The sequence below is a fragment of the Pseudomonas helmanticensis genome (assembly GCF_900182985.1).
Lineage (GTDB): Bacteria > Pseudomonadota > Gammaproteobacteria > Pseudomonadales > Pseudomonadaceae > Aquipseudomonas > Aquipseudomonas helmanticensis.
This window is the reverse complement of sequence record NZ_FXUY01000002.1, coordinates 1,364,884-1,381,233: the sequence shown is the minus strand read 5'-3', so window position 1 is coordinate 1,381,233 and position 16,350 is coordinate 1,364,884. Positions and strand designations below refer to the sequence as shown.

General features: G+C 59.8%; 11 protein-coding genes and 1 riboswitch. Of the genes, 6 read left to right on the top strand and 5 right to left on the bottom strand.

The window, feature by feature from the left end; all coding sequences use genetic code 11:
* Nucleotides 1-116: 116 nt before the first annotated feature.
* Entirely contained in the window at nt 117-2,258 is a 2,142-nt protein-coding gene (locus QOL84_RS28960; protein ID WP_283439423.1) for a methyl-accepting chemotaxis protein, read from the bottom strand.
* A 262-nt stretch (nt 2,259-2,520) separates the two neighbouring features.
* Here QOL84_RS28960 and QOL84_RS28955 point away from each other — a divergent pair, with 262 nt between their 5' ends.
* Nucleotides 2,521-3,339, top strand: a complete 819-nt coding sequence (locus QOL84_RS28955) for a M48 family metallopeptidase (RefSeq protein ID WP_283439422.1) — start codon at nt 2,521-2,523, stop codon at nt 3,337-3,339.
* A 41-nt stretch (nt 3,340-3,380) separates the two neighbouring features.
* Here QOL84_RS28955 and QOL84_RS28950 read toward each other — a convergent pair whose 3' ends face one another.
* From QOL84_RS28950 to QOL84_RS28935, 4 genes are all read right to left on the bottom strand, one after another.
* Complete coding sequence (locus QOL84_RS28950) at nt 3,381-3,890, bottom strand: hypothetical protein (protein WP_283439421.1); 510 nt, start codon at nt 3,888-3,890, stop codon at nt 3,381-3,383.
* Between the two features lie 134 nt (nt 3,891-4,024).
* Nucleotides 4,025-4,612: a TMEM165/GDT1 family protein gene (locus QOL84_RS28945; protein ID WP_283439420.1), complete on the bottom strand. Its 588-nt coding sequence runs from the start codon at nt 4,610-4,612 to the stop codon at nt 4,025-4,027.
* An 87-nt stretch (nt 4,613-4,699) separates the two neighbouring features.
* Nucleotides 4,700-4,824, bottom strand: a riboswitch (yybP-ykoY riboswitch).
* A gap of 50 nt (nt 4,825-4,874) precedes the next feature.
* Entirely contained in the window at nt 4,875-5,873 is a 999-nt protein-coding gene (locus QOL84_RS28940; RefSeq protein WP_283439419.1) for a methyltransferase, read from the bottom strand.
* Between the two features lie 32 nt (nt 5,874-5,905).
* Nucleotides 5,906-6,871, bottom strand: a complete 966-nt coding sequence (locus tag QOL84_RS28935; RefSeq protein WP_283439418.1) for a 2-hydroxyacid dehydrogenase — start codon at nt 6,869-6,871, stop codon at nt 5,906-5,908.
* 165 nt (nt 6,872-7,036) lie between these two features.
* Here QOL84_RS28935 and QOL84_RS28930 point away from each other — a divergent pair, with 165 nt between their 5' ends.
* The 5 genes from QOL84_RS28930 to QOL84_RS28910 all read left to right on the top strand — a co-directional run bounded on the left by QOL84_RS28930 (nt 7,037) and on the right by QOL84_RS28910 (nt 16,312).
* Nucleotides 7,037-7,666, top strand: a complete 630-nt coding sequence (locus QOL84_RS28930) for a LysE family translocator (protein ID WP_129395456.1) — start codon at nt 7,037-7,039, stop codon at nt 7,664-7,666.
* A gap of 268 nt (nt 7,667-7,934) precedes the next feature.
* The gene (locus QOL84_RS28925) at nt 7,935-9,617 is read left to right on the top strand and encodes a fatty acid--CoA ligase (RefSeq protein WP_283439417.1); all 1,683 of its coding nucleotides are present in this window, start codon (nt 7,935-7,937) and stop codon (nt 9,615-9,617) included.
* Nucleotides 9,618-9,954: 337 nt separating this feature from the next.
* Nucleotides 9,955-11,844 carry a DUF1302 domain-containing protein gene (locus tag QOL84_RS28920; RefSeq protein ID WP_283439416.1) on the top strand — a complete coding sequence of 630 codons (1,890 nt, stop codon included), beginning with the start codon at nt 9,955-9,957 and terminating at the stop codon, nt 11,842-11,844.
* 27 nt (nt 11,845-11,871) lie between these two features.
* Nucleotides 11,872-13,236: a DUF1329 domain-containing protein gene (locus QOL84_RS28915; protein WP_129395453.1), complete on the top strand. Its 1,365-nt coding sequence runs from the start codon at nt 11,872-11,874 to the stop codon at nt 13,234-13,236.
* 343 nt (nt 13,237-13,579) lie between these two features.
* Nucleotides 13,580-16,312, top strand: coding sequence for a winged helix-turn-helix domain-containing protein (locus QOL84_RS28910; protein WP_283439415.1), 2,733 nt, complete (start codon nt 13,580-13,582; stop codon nt 16,310-16,312).
* Nucleotides 16,313-16,350: the final 38 nt, after the last annotated feature.

The window sequence follows — 16,350 nt, the reverse complement described above, 5'->3', positions numbered from 1 at the left end:
ACGCTCTGCTTTGAATCCATAATCGACTGGTTTCTTTCAGGTCGATGTATGACGGGAGACAACTCGGTCAGTCCCCTCTCCCTCTGGGAGAGGGTTAGGGTGAGGGTGTCTTGACCTTAAACCTTGAACTGATTGATCAACCGCCGCTGCTGCTCCGCCAACTTGGTCAAATCGGCACTCGCCGAGCTCGACTCATCCGCACCGCCCGCCACTTCGTTCGCCACCTGACCAATGTTGATCACGTTGCGGTTAATGTCATCGGCCACCGCACTCTGTTCCTCCGCCGCACTGGCAATCTGCGTGTTCATGTCGTTGATCACCGACACCGCCTGGGTAATCGTCTCCAGCGCCTCGGCCGCTTTCGCCGCGTGCTGCACGCTTTCGTCGGTACGGTTCTGACTGTCTTCCATGACCCGCACCACGTCGCGAGTGCCCTGTTGCAGTTGCTGGATCATGGTCTGGATTTCTTCGGTAGCCTTCTGGGTCTTCTGCGCCAGATTGCGCACCTCGTCCGCCACCACGGCAAAACCACGACCCTGCTCGCCCGCGCGGGCCGCTTCAATCGCCGCGTTCAGCGCCAGCAGGTTGGTCTGCTCGGCAATCCCGCGTATCGCCGTGAGGATCGCGTTGATGTTCTCGCTGTCCTTGGCCAGCGTCTGCACCACACCTACAGCCTTGCCGATTTCCAGCGCGAGTACGCCGATCGAGTTCGATGTATCGCGGACGATCTGCATGCCCTGACTGGCCGCCTGATCGGCATGGCTGGCCGCTTGCGCCGCCTGCGTCGCATTGCGCGCAACGTCCTGGGCGGTGGCGGTCATTTCCTGCACCGCTGTTGCAACCTGATCGATCTCGGCCATTTGTTTCTGGATGCCGATGTTGGTGCGAATGGCGATGTCGGCGGTGTGTTCCGAAGAATCGCTGACGCTCTGCACTGACGTCACCACTTGCGTGATCATCGCCTGCAACTTGGCGAGAAAGGTGTTGAAGCCCTTGGCGATCGAGCCCAGTTCATCGCTGCGATCACTGCTCAGGCGGCGGGTCAGATCACCCTCACCTTGAGCGATGTCATTGAGCATCGCGACCATCTGCTTCAGCGGCCGGGCAATGCCGTGGCCGACCAGCCAGATCACCAGCAAACCAATGCCGGCGATGAGCAGACCGACCATGGCCATGCCGAAGGTGTCGGACTTGCGTTGGGCATCGAGATCACCCTGCAGTTTTTGCAGGTCCGCCATCACCGCGTTGAGCGGCAGTTGCAGCATCAGCGTCCAGCGCGCGTCGGTCTGGCCGATGCCGAATGGCAGGTACAGTTCGATGCGGCCTTTGTCCTTGTTGACGGAATAGGTGACTTCGCCGCGTTTGAGATTGGCCATGTTGGCCGTCTGTTCGGCATCGAGGATGTCGCTGACTTTCTCGCCGAATTTGCTCGGGTCCTTGGTGTAGGCAACGATCCGGCCATTGCCGCCGATCAGGGCCATTTGCCCGGCGCCGCTGTAGAGTTTCTGGTTGGCTGCGAGGAGCATTTCCTGAATGAAGTTTACCGACAGGTCGGCGCCGACGATGCCTTGGAACGTGCCATTGAGCATGATCGGTTCAATAAAGGAGGCGAGCATGACGATCTTGTCGCCGACCTTGTAGGGCGCCGGATCGATCACGCAGGATTTTTTACTCTCTTTCGAACACAGGTAGTACTCGCTGGCGCGCACGCCGGTGGACAGGGTTTTCTGGTCGTCGACGTCGACCAGTTTGTCCAGGCCGAGGGTGCCGTCGTCATTGCGGAACCACCACGGCAGAAAGCGCCCGTTGGCGGCATCGATGCCAACCACGCTGGTGCCGACGTAAGCCGCGTCATTGTGGTCCAGCGCGTTTTTTTCCCAGCCGATGTAGGTGCCGAGAATCTTCGGGTTCTTTTCGACGTTCTCTTTGATCAGGCTGATCAACTGCTCGCGGCTGACGCTCAGGCGCGGCTGGCCATCGGCGCCCGGCGTGCCGAGCAGGGCGTTGACCCGTACCAGCCCGCCGGCAATCAACAGCGGCGCTTCGAGTTCGCGCTGGATCTGGCTGACCTGGGTTTGTGCCAGCGAAGTCAGGCGCTGCTCGATGACTTGCTCGAATTGCGCCTGGGTGCGCTGCTGCACCATCTCTTGCGTGCGCGCACCGGAAAACAGCGCGTACAGCACCAGCGCGGCCACCACGCTAAGGACGATGGCGCCGGCGAGGGCGGCAACGGAAAACTGGATCGACTTGAACTTCATGGGAGCTCCGCACGCAAGAGGACGTCTGCGGTGATGTATCGGCAGGCGGCATTGGGCCATGAGTGCAAGCCGGTGCAATTACAAGCCGATGTCGCAAATGGATCTGTGCGCGACGCAGTAGCACGGGACTTGGCAGTCGCTGTGAATTTTTTACGACAGCTCTGGTGGGAAACGTCTGAAAGTCGTTGCAGCACGTCCGTTGTATCTGGCGTCGATACAATTACCCGCCTAGGATACGCGCAGGTTTTCAGGGAGCTTTTGAATGAACAAGACATTGGTTGTAAGTGCACTGAGCGCAGCGCTGTTGCTGGCCGGTTGTCAGTCGGTCAACACCACCAGCGGCGGTGCCGTGGGTGTGGAGCGCAAGCAGTACATGTTCAGCATGCTGTCCTCGCAAGAGGTCGACCAGATGTATGCCCAGTCGTATCAGAAGACTGTCGGTGAAGCCTCCAGCAAGGGTGTGCTGGACAAGACCAGTCCTGAGGCCAAACGGGTTCAGGCAATTGCCAATCGCTTGATCGCCCAGGCGCCGAATTTCCGTCCGGATGCGGCGCAATGGCAGTGGGAAGTCAATCTGATCAAGAGCGATGAGCTCAATGCCAACTGTGGGCCTGGCGGCAAGATCATTTTCTACACCGGGCTGATCGACAGTCTGAAACTGACCGACGATGAAATCGCTGCGGTCATGGGCCATGAAATCGCCCACGCCCTGCGCGAGCACGGTCGTGAAGCGATGTCCAAGGCCTACGGGATTGAAATGGCCAAGCAGGGCGCGGGTGCATTGCTGGGTCTGGGTCAGGACAGTCTGGCGCTGGCCGACACCGTGGCCAACTACGGCATGACCCTGCCGAACAGCCGCGCCAACGAAAACGAAGCGGATCTTATTGGTCTGGAGTTGGCCGCACTCGCCGGCTACAACCCGAACGCCGCGATCACCTTGTGGAACAAGATGAGCAAGGCGTCGGAAGGTGCGCCGCCGGAGTTCATGAGCACTCACCCAGCCTCGGCCAGCCGGATTGCCTCGTTGCAGGCGGCGATCCCGAAAGTCATGCCGCTGTACGAACAGGCCCCGAAATCCTGAGTAAAAAAGGCGCTCTCACCGCGAGAGCGCCTTGACCCGTTTTACTTGCCGGGCTGCGCATTGGCAAAGTTGTCTCTTAGCACCGAGCCTGGTGAGGGCAGTAGATAATCGATGAAGATGTAATTACCGCGCGAGTTGTAGTCATGATCTTTCCCGAACACGAGGAAGAACTCGCACTCAAACTCGAATTCTCGAGCGTCCTTTTTGGTGAAGTTGATCCTGAACGGATTTCCCGCACCGTCTGAAATGGTGAAGTGGGTCGGCGTGCCTGCGGCAGGAAACGTCCAATAGTAACTGTCGGATGAGTCGCTCTCGTATTGAGCGGCACGAGTGCTGTAACCGCCAACGTTTTGCACGAGCAAATCGGCTCTTCCATCAAGATATTCCAGTTCTTTCAGGCCGTTCTCGGTGCGCCCTGTCAGCAGGAAATGCACCCGTTTCGGATCAGTTTTATCCACGGTCGCCGTGTACACACAAGAGTGGCTGAAAGGCGTGTAGGGAATGATGATGCCGGACGCGGTTAACTTGGAGTAATGCTTGGGCGTAGTCATGATTACGATCCTTGTGAAGTGCAGTGAGATCAGAATTCATGAATGTATGCCCGTTAATACGGTGACGATAGCTGTCAATTCTGACAGCTATCGACCGCATTTTATTGATAGGTAATTTGTATCGGCAGTGGGCGTTACCCAACCCACCCGCTGCTCTGCATTGCCTTGTACACCGCAACGATCGCCAGAATCATGAACGCCGAAGCCGCGAGGCGACGGATCAGGGTCAGCGGCAGTTTGTCTGCGGCAAAATTACCCGCCAGAACCACCGGCACGTTGGCAATCAACATGCCGGCGGTGGTGCCGAGAATCACCAGCCACAGATCCGGGTATTGCGCGGCGAGCATCACTGTCGCGACCTGCGTCTTGTCGCCCATTTCGGCGAGGAAGAACGCAATCAGCGTGGTCAGGAAAGGCCCGAACTTGCGTGCGGTACTGGTTTCATCGTCGTCCATTTTGTCCGGGACCAGCGTCCACAGCGCCGTGGCCGTGAAGCTCGCGGCGAGGATCCAGTGCAGCGTTGCATTCGAGAAGAAGCTGCCGAACCAGGCGCCTACCGCACCGGCTGCTGCGTGGTTGGCCAGGGTCGCAGCGACAATACCGGCAATGATCGGCCAGGGTTTGCGAAAGCGAGCGGCGAGAATCAGCGCGAGCAGTTGCGTCTTGTCGCCAATTTCGGCCAAGGCAACGATTGCGGTGGGAACGAGTAACGAGTCCAGCATCAGGATTTCCTAAGGGGCGGGTCGACACGGCTATGACACGTACAGCCTTCCCGCCCCGGGTAAGGTGTGCGTGTCATAGGTCTTGTCAAACCCTGCGATCCGTCTGCTGCGGACGCTTGGGTCGCATACGCCATGATCTGAGGATCAAGTATGTTGACGTATGCCGGACGAGCTTGGCGCTCGTGGGAGACTACTCCCCTAGGACGGAGCGGATTCTGCCTTCGCAAAACCGATTGAGCAAGCCTCTTTTTTAAAAGAAGTTTCAGCCGCGCTTGGCCCGGTAGATGCGGAAACCATTGCCTTCGGCCTTGATTGAGCAGACGCCGAGATGCTCTTCGATCAACGGCTGATACTTGAGGAAGCTGTTGGCGACCAAGCGCAGTTCGCCGCCGTTTTTCAGATGTTTTGCTGCTTTTCGCAGCAAGTTCTCGGTCGCGAAATAATCGGTGTGCACGCCGACATGGAACGGTGGATTGCTCAGGATTGCGTTCAAACCCATCGGCGCAGCGTCGATCCCATCCCCGGTCAGCACTTCAGCTTCCAGACCGTTGGCAGCCAGCGTCAGACGGCTGCTGGCGGCGGCGAATGCATCGACATCGAGCAGCGTCACCTGATTGTGCGGATAGCGACGTTTGACCGCAGCCCCCAACACGCCAGCGCCGCAACCGAAGTCGAGAAGATGGCCGCTTGGCAGTTTGTCCAGATGCTCCAGAAGCAGAGCGCTGCCGCGATCGAGGCGACCGTGGCTGAACACGCCCGGCAGGCTGATGACTTTCAGCGGGCCTTCCGCCAGTGGCAACTCATAGGTCTGCGCCAGGCTTTCCAGCGATTTCGCTTCAGGGGCGTTGGCCACGGTCACTTGCCAGAGTTGGCAGTGACGCGCGCTGTCGAGCTTGCGTGGCTTGCCGAACGGATTGAGCTGCTTGGAGGCGCCTTCGATTCCGCTGCGTTTTTCACCGACCAGAAACACCTCGCGACCGGCCAGGCGCGAGGCCACGGCATTGAGGATGTAATCGGTCAGGTCCTTGGACTTGGGCAGGAACACCACGGCGCTATCAAACTCGCGTTCCGGGACGTTCACGCCGAAGTGGCTGCGGCCTTCGAAACGGGCGTCCAGCGCGGCTTGATCGCCGGCATGCCAGCACCAGCCGAACGCATTGGGCAAGCGCCCGAGCAAATCATCGGCGGGCAAACCGGCGAGCAACAACGATCCTTGAAACAACTCGGGCTGACGAAGCAGTACTTCACTGCGCGGATCCATAACTGCTCCTCAAAAAAAAGTGCCGCAGTCTATCAACTGACGACCCGCAGCGCCTTACCGCTGAAGAACGCCTCGGCGTTTTCGGTCAATTGGCCGACGATGCGCTGCCGCGCTTCAACACTGCCCCAAGCGTTGTGCGGCGTGACGATCAGGCGTGGAATGTCGGCGGCCAGCAGCGGATTGCCTTGAGTCGGTGGCTCGACACTCAACACGTCGGTGGCCGCGCCGCCGAGATGACCGCTGCGCAAGGCATCGGCCAGCGCCTGCTCATCGACGAGGCCGCCACGTGCGGTGTTGACTACGAACGCGCCGGGTTTCATCGACGCCAGTTCGCGTGCGCCGATGAAGTGGCGGGTGTGTTCGTTGAGCGGGCAGTGCAGGGTGAGCGCGTCGATTTGCGGCAGCAGTTCGTTCAGTGGCAGACGATCCGGGCGGGCAGGGCGGCCCGGAATTTGTCCGAGCAGCACGCGCATGCCGAACGCTTCGGCCAGTCGCGCTACGGCGCCACCGAGTTCACCGTGGCCGAGCAGACCAAGGGTTTTACCTTCCAGTTCGACAATCGGGTAGTCGAGCAGACAAAACTGTTTCGCCTGCTGCCAGCGACCTTCGCCTACGGCTTGCTGATAATCGGCCAGGCGTGTGGCGAGGTTGAGCAGCAGCATGATCGTATGTTGTGCCACCGACGGTGTGCCGTAACCCTGGCAATTGCACACGGTGATGCCGTGGGCGCGAGCGGCGGCGAGGTCGACGTTGTTGGTGCCGGTGGCGGTGATCAGGATCAGTTTCAGCGCAGGGTTGGCAGCCATGGCGGCGGCGTCGATCAGGATCTTGTTGGAGATTGCCACGGTCGCGCCTTGCAGGCGCTCGGCCACTTGCTCGGGCAAGGTCTGGGCGAACAGTTGCAGATCGCTGAAACATTCACGCAAGGGACTGAGATCCAGATCGCCAAGATCCAGTGAAGGGTGGTCAAGGAATACCGCGCGGCGCGTGTTCGTCATCAACTGTACCTTTTAGGCTTTGAGCGTAGGGCGTAATCTGCCGAGCCTACCAGATGAAACAAATCGTTACGCAACGCACGAAAGTCTTATGCGAACGGATAACCCTGTGGCGAGGGGGCAAGCCCCCTCGCCACAATTGTTTTGACTCTATTGAAAGGAGCGCCCATGTACTGGACCGAGTTCTTGACCGTTGCACTGATCCACTTGCTGGCCGTCGCCAGCCCCGGCCCGGACTTTGCCGTGGTAGTGCGCGAGAGCGTGACCCATGGTCGCCGCGCTGGCACCTGGACGGCACTGGGCGTGGGCACGGCGATTTTCCTGCATGTCGGTTATTCGCTGCTCGGCATCGGCCTGATCGTGTCGCAGTCGATTGTGTTGTTCAACGCGCTGAAATGGGCGGCTGCCGCTTACTTGCTGTACATCGGCTTCAAAGCCCTGCGCGCGCAACCGGCGAAAACCGTGACGGATGATCTGCACAAGGAAGCGGGTGTACGTACGGCGCGCGGCGCGTTCACGTCGGGTTTCGTGACCAATGGCTTGAACCCGAAAGCCACGCTGTTTTTCCTGTCGCTGTTCACCGTAGTGATCAACCCGCACACGCCACTGGCGGTGCAGGCCGGTTATGGCGTTTACCTCGCCGTGGCGACCGCTATCTGGTTCTGCCTGGTGGCGATGCTGTTCAGCCAGCAACGTGTCCGCGCCGGTTTTGCTCGCATGGGTCACTGGTTCGATCGCACCATGGGCGCGGTGTTGATCGCTCTCGGCGTGAAAATCGCCTTCACCGAAATGCACTGATCTTCCCAGTAGGAGCTGCCGAAGGCTGCGATCTGTTGATCCTGGTCCTTAAAAACAGGATCAACAAATCGCAGCCTTCGGCAGCTCCTACACGAGTGCGATGCACTTGCTCAGGGAGTTGAGGCTCGTCCTGCGATTGCAAATGCTGGCGCAAAGCTAGCATTTGTACGGCTTTGCAAATCATTCCTTTGGCTGATTTGGCTGGCGTATAAGGGTTCTACAGTACAAATCTTTACGCCAACACCGTGCAGCCAGAAAAGGGATTCATATGTTGCAGACTCGCGTCATTCCCCCGGCCGATGGGGCCTACCAGTATCCATTGCTGATCAAGCGGCTGCTGATGTCCGGCGCCCGTTACGAGAAAACCCGCGAGATTGTCTACCGTGACCAGTTGCGCTACAGCTACCCGACCCTGATCGAGCGGGTCGCGCGGCTGGCCAATGTGCTGACGGCTGCCGGAGTGAAGGCCGGTGACACGGTGGCGGTGATGGATTGGGACAGCCATCGTTACCTGGAATGCATGTTTGCCATTCCGATGATCGGCGCGGTGATTCACACCATTAACGTGCGCCTGTCACCCGAGCAGATCCTCTACACCATGAACCACGCCGAGGACCGCTTCGTGCTGGTCAACAGTGAGTTCGTCGGGCTGTATCAAGCGATTGCGCCACATCTGACCACTGTCGAGAAAACCCTGCTGCTGACGGATCTGCCGGAGAAGACTGCCGACCTGCCGAATCTGGTCGGCGAGTATGAGCAACTGCTGGCCGCCGCCAGTCCGCAATACGACTTCCAGGACTTCGACGAAAACTCGGTCGCCACCACGTTCTATACCACCGGTACCACCGGCAACCCGAAAGGTGTGTATTTCACCCATCGGCAACTAGTGCTGCACACCATGGGCGTAGCGACGATCATGGGCTCCATCGACAGCGTGCGGCTGCTCGGCACCAACGATGTGTACATGCCGATCACGCCGATGTTCCACGTCCACGCCTGGGGATTGCCGTACGTGGCGACCATGCTCGGGCTCAAGCAGGTTTATCCGGGGCGCTACGATCCAGAGTATCTCGTCGAGTTGTGGCGCAAGGAAAAGGTCACGTTCTCCCACTGCGTACCGACCATCCTGCAAATGCTGCTCAACGCCAAAGGCGCGCAGGGCACCGATTTCGGCGGCTGGAAAATCGTCATCGGCGGCAGTGCGCTTAATCGCACGCTGTATGAAACGGCCAAGGCGAAGGGCATTCAACTCACCGCGGCGTACGGCATGTCGGAAACCGGGCCGCTGGTGTCCTGTGCGCATCTCAATGATGAACTGATGGCCGGCAGCGAGGACGAACGCACCACCTACCGGATCAAGGCCGGTGTGCCGGGGCCGCTGGTGGAAGCGGCGATCGTCGACGCCGAGGGCAACTTCCTTCCGGCCGACGGCGAAACCCAGGGCGAACTGGTGCTGCGCGCACCCTGGCTCACCGAAGGCTATTTCAACGAACCGCAGAAGGGCGCTGAGCTCTGGGCCGGCGGCTGGCTGCACACCGGTGACGTTGCCACGCTCGACAGCATGGGCGTGATCGATATTCGCGACCGCATCAAGGACGTGATCAAGACCGGTGGCGAGTGGATTTCCTCGCTGGACCTCGAAGACCTGATCAGCCGCCACGTCGCGGTACGCGAAGTAGCAGTGGTCGGCATCGCCGATCCGCAGTGGGGCGAGCGCCCGTTTGCCTTGCTGGTCATCCGTGAAGGGCACGTGATCGGGGCGCGCGAGCTCAAGGAACACCTCAAGCCATTCGTGGAATTGGGGCACCTGAGCAAGTGGGCAATTCCAAGCCAGATCGCCCTTGTTACTGAAATTCCCAAGACCAGCGTCGGTAAACTCGACAAGAAGCGCATCCGCCTCGACATCACCGAATGGCAGGCCAACAACAGCACCTTCCTCTCGACACTTTAAGTGTCTGCTGGCGCGCCGAAAACGGCGCGCCAGACCCACCAAGCAAGCGCTTGCCTTGTGAAATCGAAAAATTCAGCCATCCTTGCCGTGCCGACATGTGTCGGACTGGCGAAAGGACTGTTCCAGAGTGGCCGGCAGCTGCAAATCACACTTTAGAGGGATCAAGCAGTACTACCTGCTGGCTATAGTCCGCTCAAGGATTTTTAAGAACGGAGCACACGCACTAAACGGGGCGAGCAACTTTGGCGTGATTTCGGGCAGCCCTGGCGCCCGGTCCCTCCACAGCGTTTTTAAAAGTACTCACTGCCATAACAATAATGCACATGGAGTAGCGTCGATGACCTCAGTAAACCAGTTCTGGCGCCGGGCGAAACTGCCTCTGGCGGTCAGCATTGCCTCTTCGCTCGCCGGGCCCGCATTCGGCGTCAATTTCAACGTCGGTGAAATCGAAGGCCAGTTCGACTCGTCCCTGTCGATCGGTGCCAGTTGGTCTACTCAGCAACCGAACAAGAACCTCATCGGCGTCAACAATGGTGGTCACGGCCTCTCGCAGACTTCCGACGACGGTCACGCCAACTTCAAGAGCGGCGAAACCTTCTCGAAGATCTTCAAGGGTATCCACGACCTTGAATTGAAATACGGCGACACCGGCGTGTTCGTGCGTGGCAAATACTGGTACGACTTCGAACTCAAAGATGAAAGCCGCGAGTTCAAGGACATCAGCGATTCGGGTCGCAAAGAGGGCGCCAAATCGTCCGGCGGGCAGATCCTCGACGCCTTCGTGTATCACAACTATTCGGTTGCCGATGAGCCGGGCTCCGTGCGTCTCGGCAAGCAGGTGGTGAGCTGGGGTGAAAGTACTTTCATCGGCGGCGGCATCAACTCGATCAACCCGATCGACGTCTCCGCGTTCCGCCGTCCGGGTGCCGAGATCAAGGAAGGTCTGATTCCGGTCAACATGTTCTACGTGTCGCAGAGCCTGACCGAAAACCTCTCGGCCGAAGCGTTCTATCAGCTGGAATGGGACCAGACGGTTGTCGACAACTGCGGTACGTTCTTCTCGCAGCCGGACATCGTTGCCGACGGTTGCAACGACAACCTGCGTGTGCTGAACAAACGTTCGCAAATTCCGGCCGTTGCTCTGGGGCCATTGGCTGCCAACGGTGTCGACGTCAACGAAGAAGGTGTTCTGGTGCGCCGTGGCGGCGACCGTGATGCCCGTGACAGCGGCCAGTGGGGCGCGTCCTTCAAGTACATGTACGAACCGCTGGACACCGAGTTCGGTGCCTACTTCATGAACTACCACAGCCGCGCGCCGATCTTCAGCGCCACCGGTGCGCCGCAATCGGTCTACAACACGGCGCGCGCGCTGCCGGGGCCTTTTGCGGCACTTGGCCCCCTGCTGGTTGCGGGTAACTCGCAATACTTCATTGAATACCCTGAAGACATCCGCCTCTACGGCTTGAGCTTCTCCACCACCCTGCCTACCGGTACGGCGTGGAGCGGTGAGATCAGCTACCGTCCGAACGCGCCGGTGCAACTGAACTCCACCGACATTCTGTTCGCCGGTGTGCGTCCGCTCGGCGGTGCACTGACCAACGCTTCGATACTCAACGGTGTGCCGGGTCAGGACCTGCATGGTTACGAGCGCAAGGAAATCACCCAGATCCAGACAACGTTCACGCACTTCTTCGATCAAGTCATGGGCGCCAGCCGTCTGACCCTGGTTGGCGAAGTCGGCGCGACTTATGTCGGCGGGCTGGAAAGCCGTTCCGACATGCGTTATGGCCGCGATCCGGTGTTTGGCCCGGGTGAGTTGCCAGCCACTGGCGGTATCGATACCTGCGCCAACATTCTCAACGCCAGCACCATCAACGGTGCAGGACCTGGGTCGCCGCAGAACAACCGCAGCCGCAATTGCGACAACGACGGCTTCACCACATCAGTGTCGTGGGGCTACCGCGGTCGCGCCATCTGGGAATACAACGACGTCTTCGCCGGCGTGAACCTCAAGCCGAACGTGGCCTGGTCCCACGACGTCAGCGGTTACTCGCCAGGCCCTGGCGGCAACTTCGAGGAAGGTCGCAAGGCGGTCAGCCTCGGTGTCGACGCTGAATACCAGAACACCTACACCGCGAGCCTGGCTTACACCAACTTCTTCGACGGCAAGTACACCACCGTGGATGACCGCGACTTCGTTGCGCTCAGCTTCGGCGTGAACTTCTAAGCACTGCATTTCAGGACGAACACACATATGAAAATAACAAAGAGTCTGTTCCACGCCGGTGTACTGGGCCTGTCGCTGTTGGCGACCGGTGTCATGGCCGCTGTGCCTGCTGCTGAAGCCGACAAGTTGGGCAAGAGCCTGACCCCGATGGGCGCTGAAATGGCTGGTAACGCCGACGGTTCGATTCCGGCGTGGAAACCGCTGCCGAAGAATGCCGGCACCGTCGACAGCAAGGGTTTCCTGTCTGACCCGTACGCCAGTGAAAAACCGCTGTTCATCATCACCGCCAAGGACGTCGACAAGTACAAGGACAAACTTGCACCGGGCCAGTACGCGATGTTCAAGCGTTATCCGGACACCTTCAAGATGCCGGTTTACCCGTCCCATCGCGGCGCGACCGTGCCGGATGACGTGTTCGCCGCCATCAAGAAAAACGCCACCACCACCAATCTGGTGTCCGGCGGCAACGGTCTGGAAAACTTCGAAACCGCTGTGCCGTTCCCGATTCCAAAAAGCGGTGTGGAAGTCATCTGGAACCATATCACCCGCTATCGCGGCGGCAGCGTGACCCGTCTGGTGACCCAGGCGACGCCACAACCGAACGGCTCGTTCAGCCTGGTGTACTTCCAGGATCAGTTCGTGTTCCGCGACAAGATGAAGGACTACGACCCGAAAAACCCAGGCAACATCCTGTTCTACTTCAAGCAGAAAGTGACTGCGCCGGCACGTCTGGCCGGTGGCGTGCTGCTGGTGCACGAGACCCTCGACCAAGTGAAGGAACCGCGTTCGGCGTGGGTCTACAACGCCGGTCAGCGTCGTGTGCGCCGTGCGCCACAAGTGTCCTATGACGGCCCGGGTACTGCGGCGGATGGCCTGCGTACCTCCGACAACCTCGACATGTTCAACGGTGCCCCGGATCGTTACGACTGGAAGCTCGAAGGCAAGAAAGAGATGTACATCGCTTCGGACAGCTACAAGCTCGACGATCCGAAACTGAAGTACACCGACATCATCAAGGCCGGCCACATCAACCAGGACCTGGCGCGCTACGAGCTGCGTCGCGTCTGGCACGTGGTTGCAACCCTGAAGGAAGGTCAGCGCCACATCTACGCCAAGCGCGACTTCTATATCGATGAAGACACCTGGCAAGCGGCGGTGATCGACCACTACGACGGTCGTGGTCAGCTGTGGCGTGTGGCCGAGGCGCATGCCGAGGACTACTACGACAAGCAAGTGCCGTGGTACGCCCTGGAAACCCTCTACGACCTGCAATCTGGCCGTTATCTGGCGCTGGGCATGAAGAACGAAGAGAAACAGGCGTATGACTTCGGTTTCACCGCCACCACCAGCGACTTCACTCCAGCCGCTCTGCGTCAGGACGGTGTTCGCTAAACCGCTGTAAACCCGAGGCCGCATCCTCGTGAAAAACGCCCCGACTGGTTCGGGGCGTTTTTTTGCGCGTTTCCCACCGCACCGCTCATGCAGGAGCTGCCGCAGGCTGCGATCTTTTGATCCTGTTGTTGATTGTAAAAAACCAAGGTCAAAAGATCGCAGCCTGCGGCAGCTCCTACACGGATTCAGCACAAGGCGCGATGTAGCGGTGATGGCGGATTTTGTCGGCGCTGTGTAGCTTTTTTGTAGCCATTTGTAGCAGCAACCTTCATTACCTCTTCGTTTAAGGCTAGTCTGCGGACATCTGCAATGCCGCCAATAGCCATTCAAACAAGAGCCGGCCATGACTGATCTGTCCCCACTTCCGGGTCCTGCAAGCGTTGCCGTCGCGGCACTCGACGGGCGTTTTTTTCGCCCGCCATTGCCCGAGGGCTACGTGCTGCGACCGCGCCTGTGCGAGCGCCTGCAAGCCGGGCTCGGTGGACGGCTATTGCTGGTCAGTGCCCCGGCCGGGTTTGGCAAGAGTTCGCTGGCGGTGGAGTTCTGCCAGAGTCTGCCGGCGCAGTGGCAAAGTCTGTGGCTCGGCCTGAGCCCGCGCGACAGTGACCCCGGGCGCTTCCTCGAGCGTTTGCTGGAAGGTTTGCAGGACTACTTTCCGCAATTGGGCAGCCGTGCATTGGGGCTGCTGAAAATGCGTCAGCGTCATCAGCCGTTTGCGTTTGAAGAATGGCTCGACGGTCTGCTCGATGAGCTGGCGCTGCACCTTGATCCAGCGGCGCCGCTGCTGTTGGTGCTCGACGATTATCATCTGGCGCAAGGCCCGGTACTCGATCGCTGCCTGCAATTCTTCCTCAATCATTTACCGGACGGCTTGCTGGTCATGGTCACCAGTCGCCAACGCCCCGACTGGCATCTGGCGCGCTTGCGCCTGTCTCGGCAACTGCTCGAACTGCACGAACAGGATCTGCGGCTGACCCACGACGAAGCTTTGACCTTGCTCGATCGCCACAGCAGCTCACTGCGCGGCGAAGCGCTGGAAAGCCTGATCCAACGTAGCGAAGGCTGGGTAGCCGGGCTACGTTTCTGGCTGCTGGCAGTGGCTGAAGCTGGTAGCGACGCCGCCTTGCCGCAAGCGTTGAACGGCGGGGAAGGGCTGATCCGCGATTACCTGCTCGAAGAAGTCATCGATTGCCTGCCCCCCGAAGTGCAGGCGTTTCTCTACGAAACGGCGCCTCAGGAACGCTTTTGCAGCGAACTGTGCGACGCCGTCCGCGAGGCCCATGACAGCGCCGAGATCCTGCGTTTCCTGCTGGCGCATCAGGTGTTTCTGGTGCCGCTGGATGAGCACGGGCACTGGTATCGTTATCACCATCTGTTTTCTGATTTGCTGCGCAGTCGTCCGATCGCGCAGGCGATGGTGCCGACCGCGACACTGCACCTGCGCGCCTGTCGCTGGTTCAATGCGCAGGGGCTGCTCGATGAGGCCGTGGAGCAGGCGTTGCGTGCCGGCCACCTTGATGTGGCCGCGAATCTGGTGCAAAACCTTTCTGAAGAACAACTACTGGCCGAACAGAACGTCGGCATGCTGCTGCGCTGGAAAATGGACTTGCCCGACAGCCTGCTGATCAGCACGCCGCGTTTGATCGTCCTCTACAGTTGGGCGCTGGGGCTGGCTTGCCAGCTCGATGCCGCCGAAGAGTTGTCCAGCCATTTGAGCCGCTTTCTGCCAGCGCCTTCGGCGACTGCGCAAAAGTCGATGCTGGCGCAATGGCTGGCGTTGAGCGGGATCATTGCCCGTGGTCGCGGCCACCGTGAACTGACGCTCAGGTATTGCAGCGAAGCTCTGGAAAGCCTGCCCGCCAAACGCTACGGCCAGCGGCTGATGTGCCTGTCGACCCTGTCCAATCTGGCGATTGCCGATGGTGATCTATGGCGCGCCCGTGGTCTTAACCGCGAATCCCTTGAACTGGCGCAACGGGTCGGCAATCCGCTGTTTGAAGCGTTGGCCCATTACGACCGCGCGCGCGTATTGCAGTCGCGCGGTGAAATTCTGCGCGCGCTGGATGAAGTGCATCAGGGCCTGGAGCGCCTGCGCGGGCTGTCGCCGCAACGCTTGTATGCGGTGCGTGCACGGCTGACGCTGTACGAAGGTTTTTTGTTGGCGATGCGCTTGCAGCCTCAGGCGGCGCGCGTGCGTTTGTTGGCCGGGATCGCCGAGGCACGGGCCTGTCGCGATATCAGCGTATTGATCGGCCATTGCGTCATCGCTCGACTGGATGGCAGCAACGGCGAGTTCGCCAAGGCCTTTGCCGAACTGGCCGAAGCCGAACGGCTGATGCACATCTGGGACGTGCCGCCGATCTACTATCTGGCGATGATCACCCTGGTCAAATGTGAACTGTGGCTGGCGCAGGGCCGCACCGATCTGGCCGAGGCCTGGCTGGCGCGCCTTGGCCAGACCTACACAGGCGAACGCGCCGCCGCGCCGCCGGAGTTTCATCCACAACTGCCGTTGCATGTTGAATTGCAACAAGCGTTGCTGGAGATGATTCAAGGGCAACCAATGCTCGCCGAAGGACGACTGAACGCGTTGCATGAAAACGGCCAGCAAACCGGCCGGCAGTTGCTCAGTGTAATGGCGTTGACGCAGAAGGTAGCATTGCTGCTGGCCGCAGATCGTGAGCCGCAAGCGCGCAAAGCGCTGAGTCAGGCGCTGGAAGCCGCTGCCGGGGGCGTGCTGCAACCCTTCGATACGCTGATGAAAGAATCCGCGGACTGGTTGCGGGGGCAGTTGGCGCAGACCTCCGGGGCGGTGGTCAGCCAGCAACTGCTGATGCATTTTCCGCCGTCAGCCAGCCGCCCGGCAGAGTCCGCAGCGGCGGAGCAACTCAGCAGCCGGGAGCTTGCGGTGCTACGCCTGATCGCCCAAGGCTGCTCGAACCAGGAGATCAGCGAGCAACTGTTCATTTCGCTGCATACGGTGAAAACCCATGCCAGCCATATCAACAGCAAGTTGGGGGTCGAGCGGCGTACACAGGCCGTGGCGAGGGCGAAGGAACTGGGAGTCCTGGGTTAACTGGCCACAAATGCCAAAGCAAAAAAAACGCCTCGATC

What these genes read in the sequence shown, in the direction of transcription:
- QOL84_RS28960 (WP_283439423.1), bottom strand. Translation starts at nt 2,258, where the DNA reads ATGAAGTTCAAGTCGATCCAGTTTTCCGTTGCCGCCCTCGCCGGCGCC.
- QOL84_RS28955 (WP_283439422.1), top strand. Translation starts at nt 2,521, where the DNA reads ATGAACAAGACATTGGTTGTAAGTGCACTGAGCGCAGCGCTGTTGCTG.
- QOL84_RS28950 (WP_283439421.1), bottom strand. Translation starts at nt 3,890, where the DNA reads ATGACTACGCCCAAGCATTACTCCAAGTTAACCGCGTCCGGCATCATC.
- QOL84_RS28945 (WP_283439420.1), bottom strand. Translation starts at nt 4,612, where the DNA reads ATGCTGGACTCGTTACTCGTTCCCACCGCAATCGTTGCCTTGGCCGAA.
- QOL84_RS28940 (WP_283439419.1), bottom strand. Translation starts at nt 5,873, where the DNA reads ATGGATCCGCGCAGTGAAGTACTGCTTCGTCAGCCCGAGTTGTTTCAA.
- QOL84_RS28935 (WP_283439418.1), bottom strand. Translation starts at nt 6,871, where the DNA reads ATGACGAACACGCGCCGCGCGGTATTCCTTGACCACCCTTCACTGGAT.
- QOL84_RS28930 (WP_129395456.1), top strand. Translation starts at nt 7,037, where the DNA reads ATGTACTGGACCGAGTTCTTGACCGTTGCACTGATCCACTTGCTGGCC.
- QOL84_RS28925 (WP_283439417.1), top strand. Translation starts at nt 7,935, where the DNA reads ATGTTGCAGACTCGCGTCATTCCCCCGGCCGATGGGGCCTACCAGTAT.
- QOL84_RS28920 (WP_283439416.1), top strand. Translation starts at nt 9,955, where the DNA reads ATGACCTCAGTAAACCAGTTCTGGCGCCGGGCGAAACTGCCTCTGGCG.
- QOL84_RS28915 (WP_129395453.1), top strand. Translation starts at nt 11,872, where the DNA reads ATGAAAATAACAAAGAGTCTGTTCCACGCCGGTGTACTGGGCCTGTCG.
- QOL84_RS28910 (WP_283439415.1), top strand. Translation starts at nt 13,580, where the DNA reads ATGACTGATCTGTCCCCACTTCCGGGTCCTGCAAGCGTTGCCGTCGCG.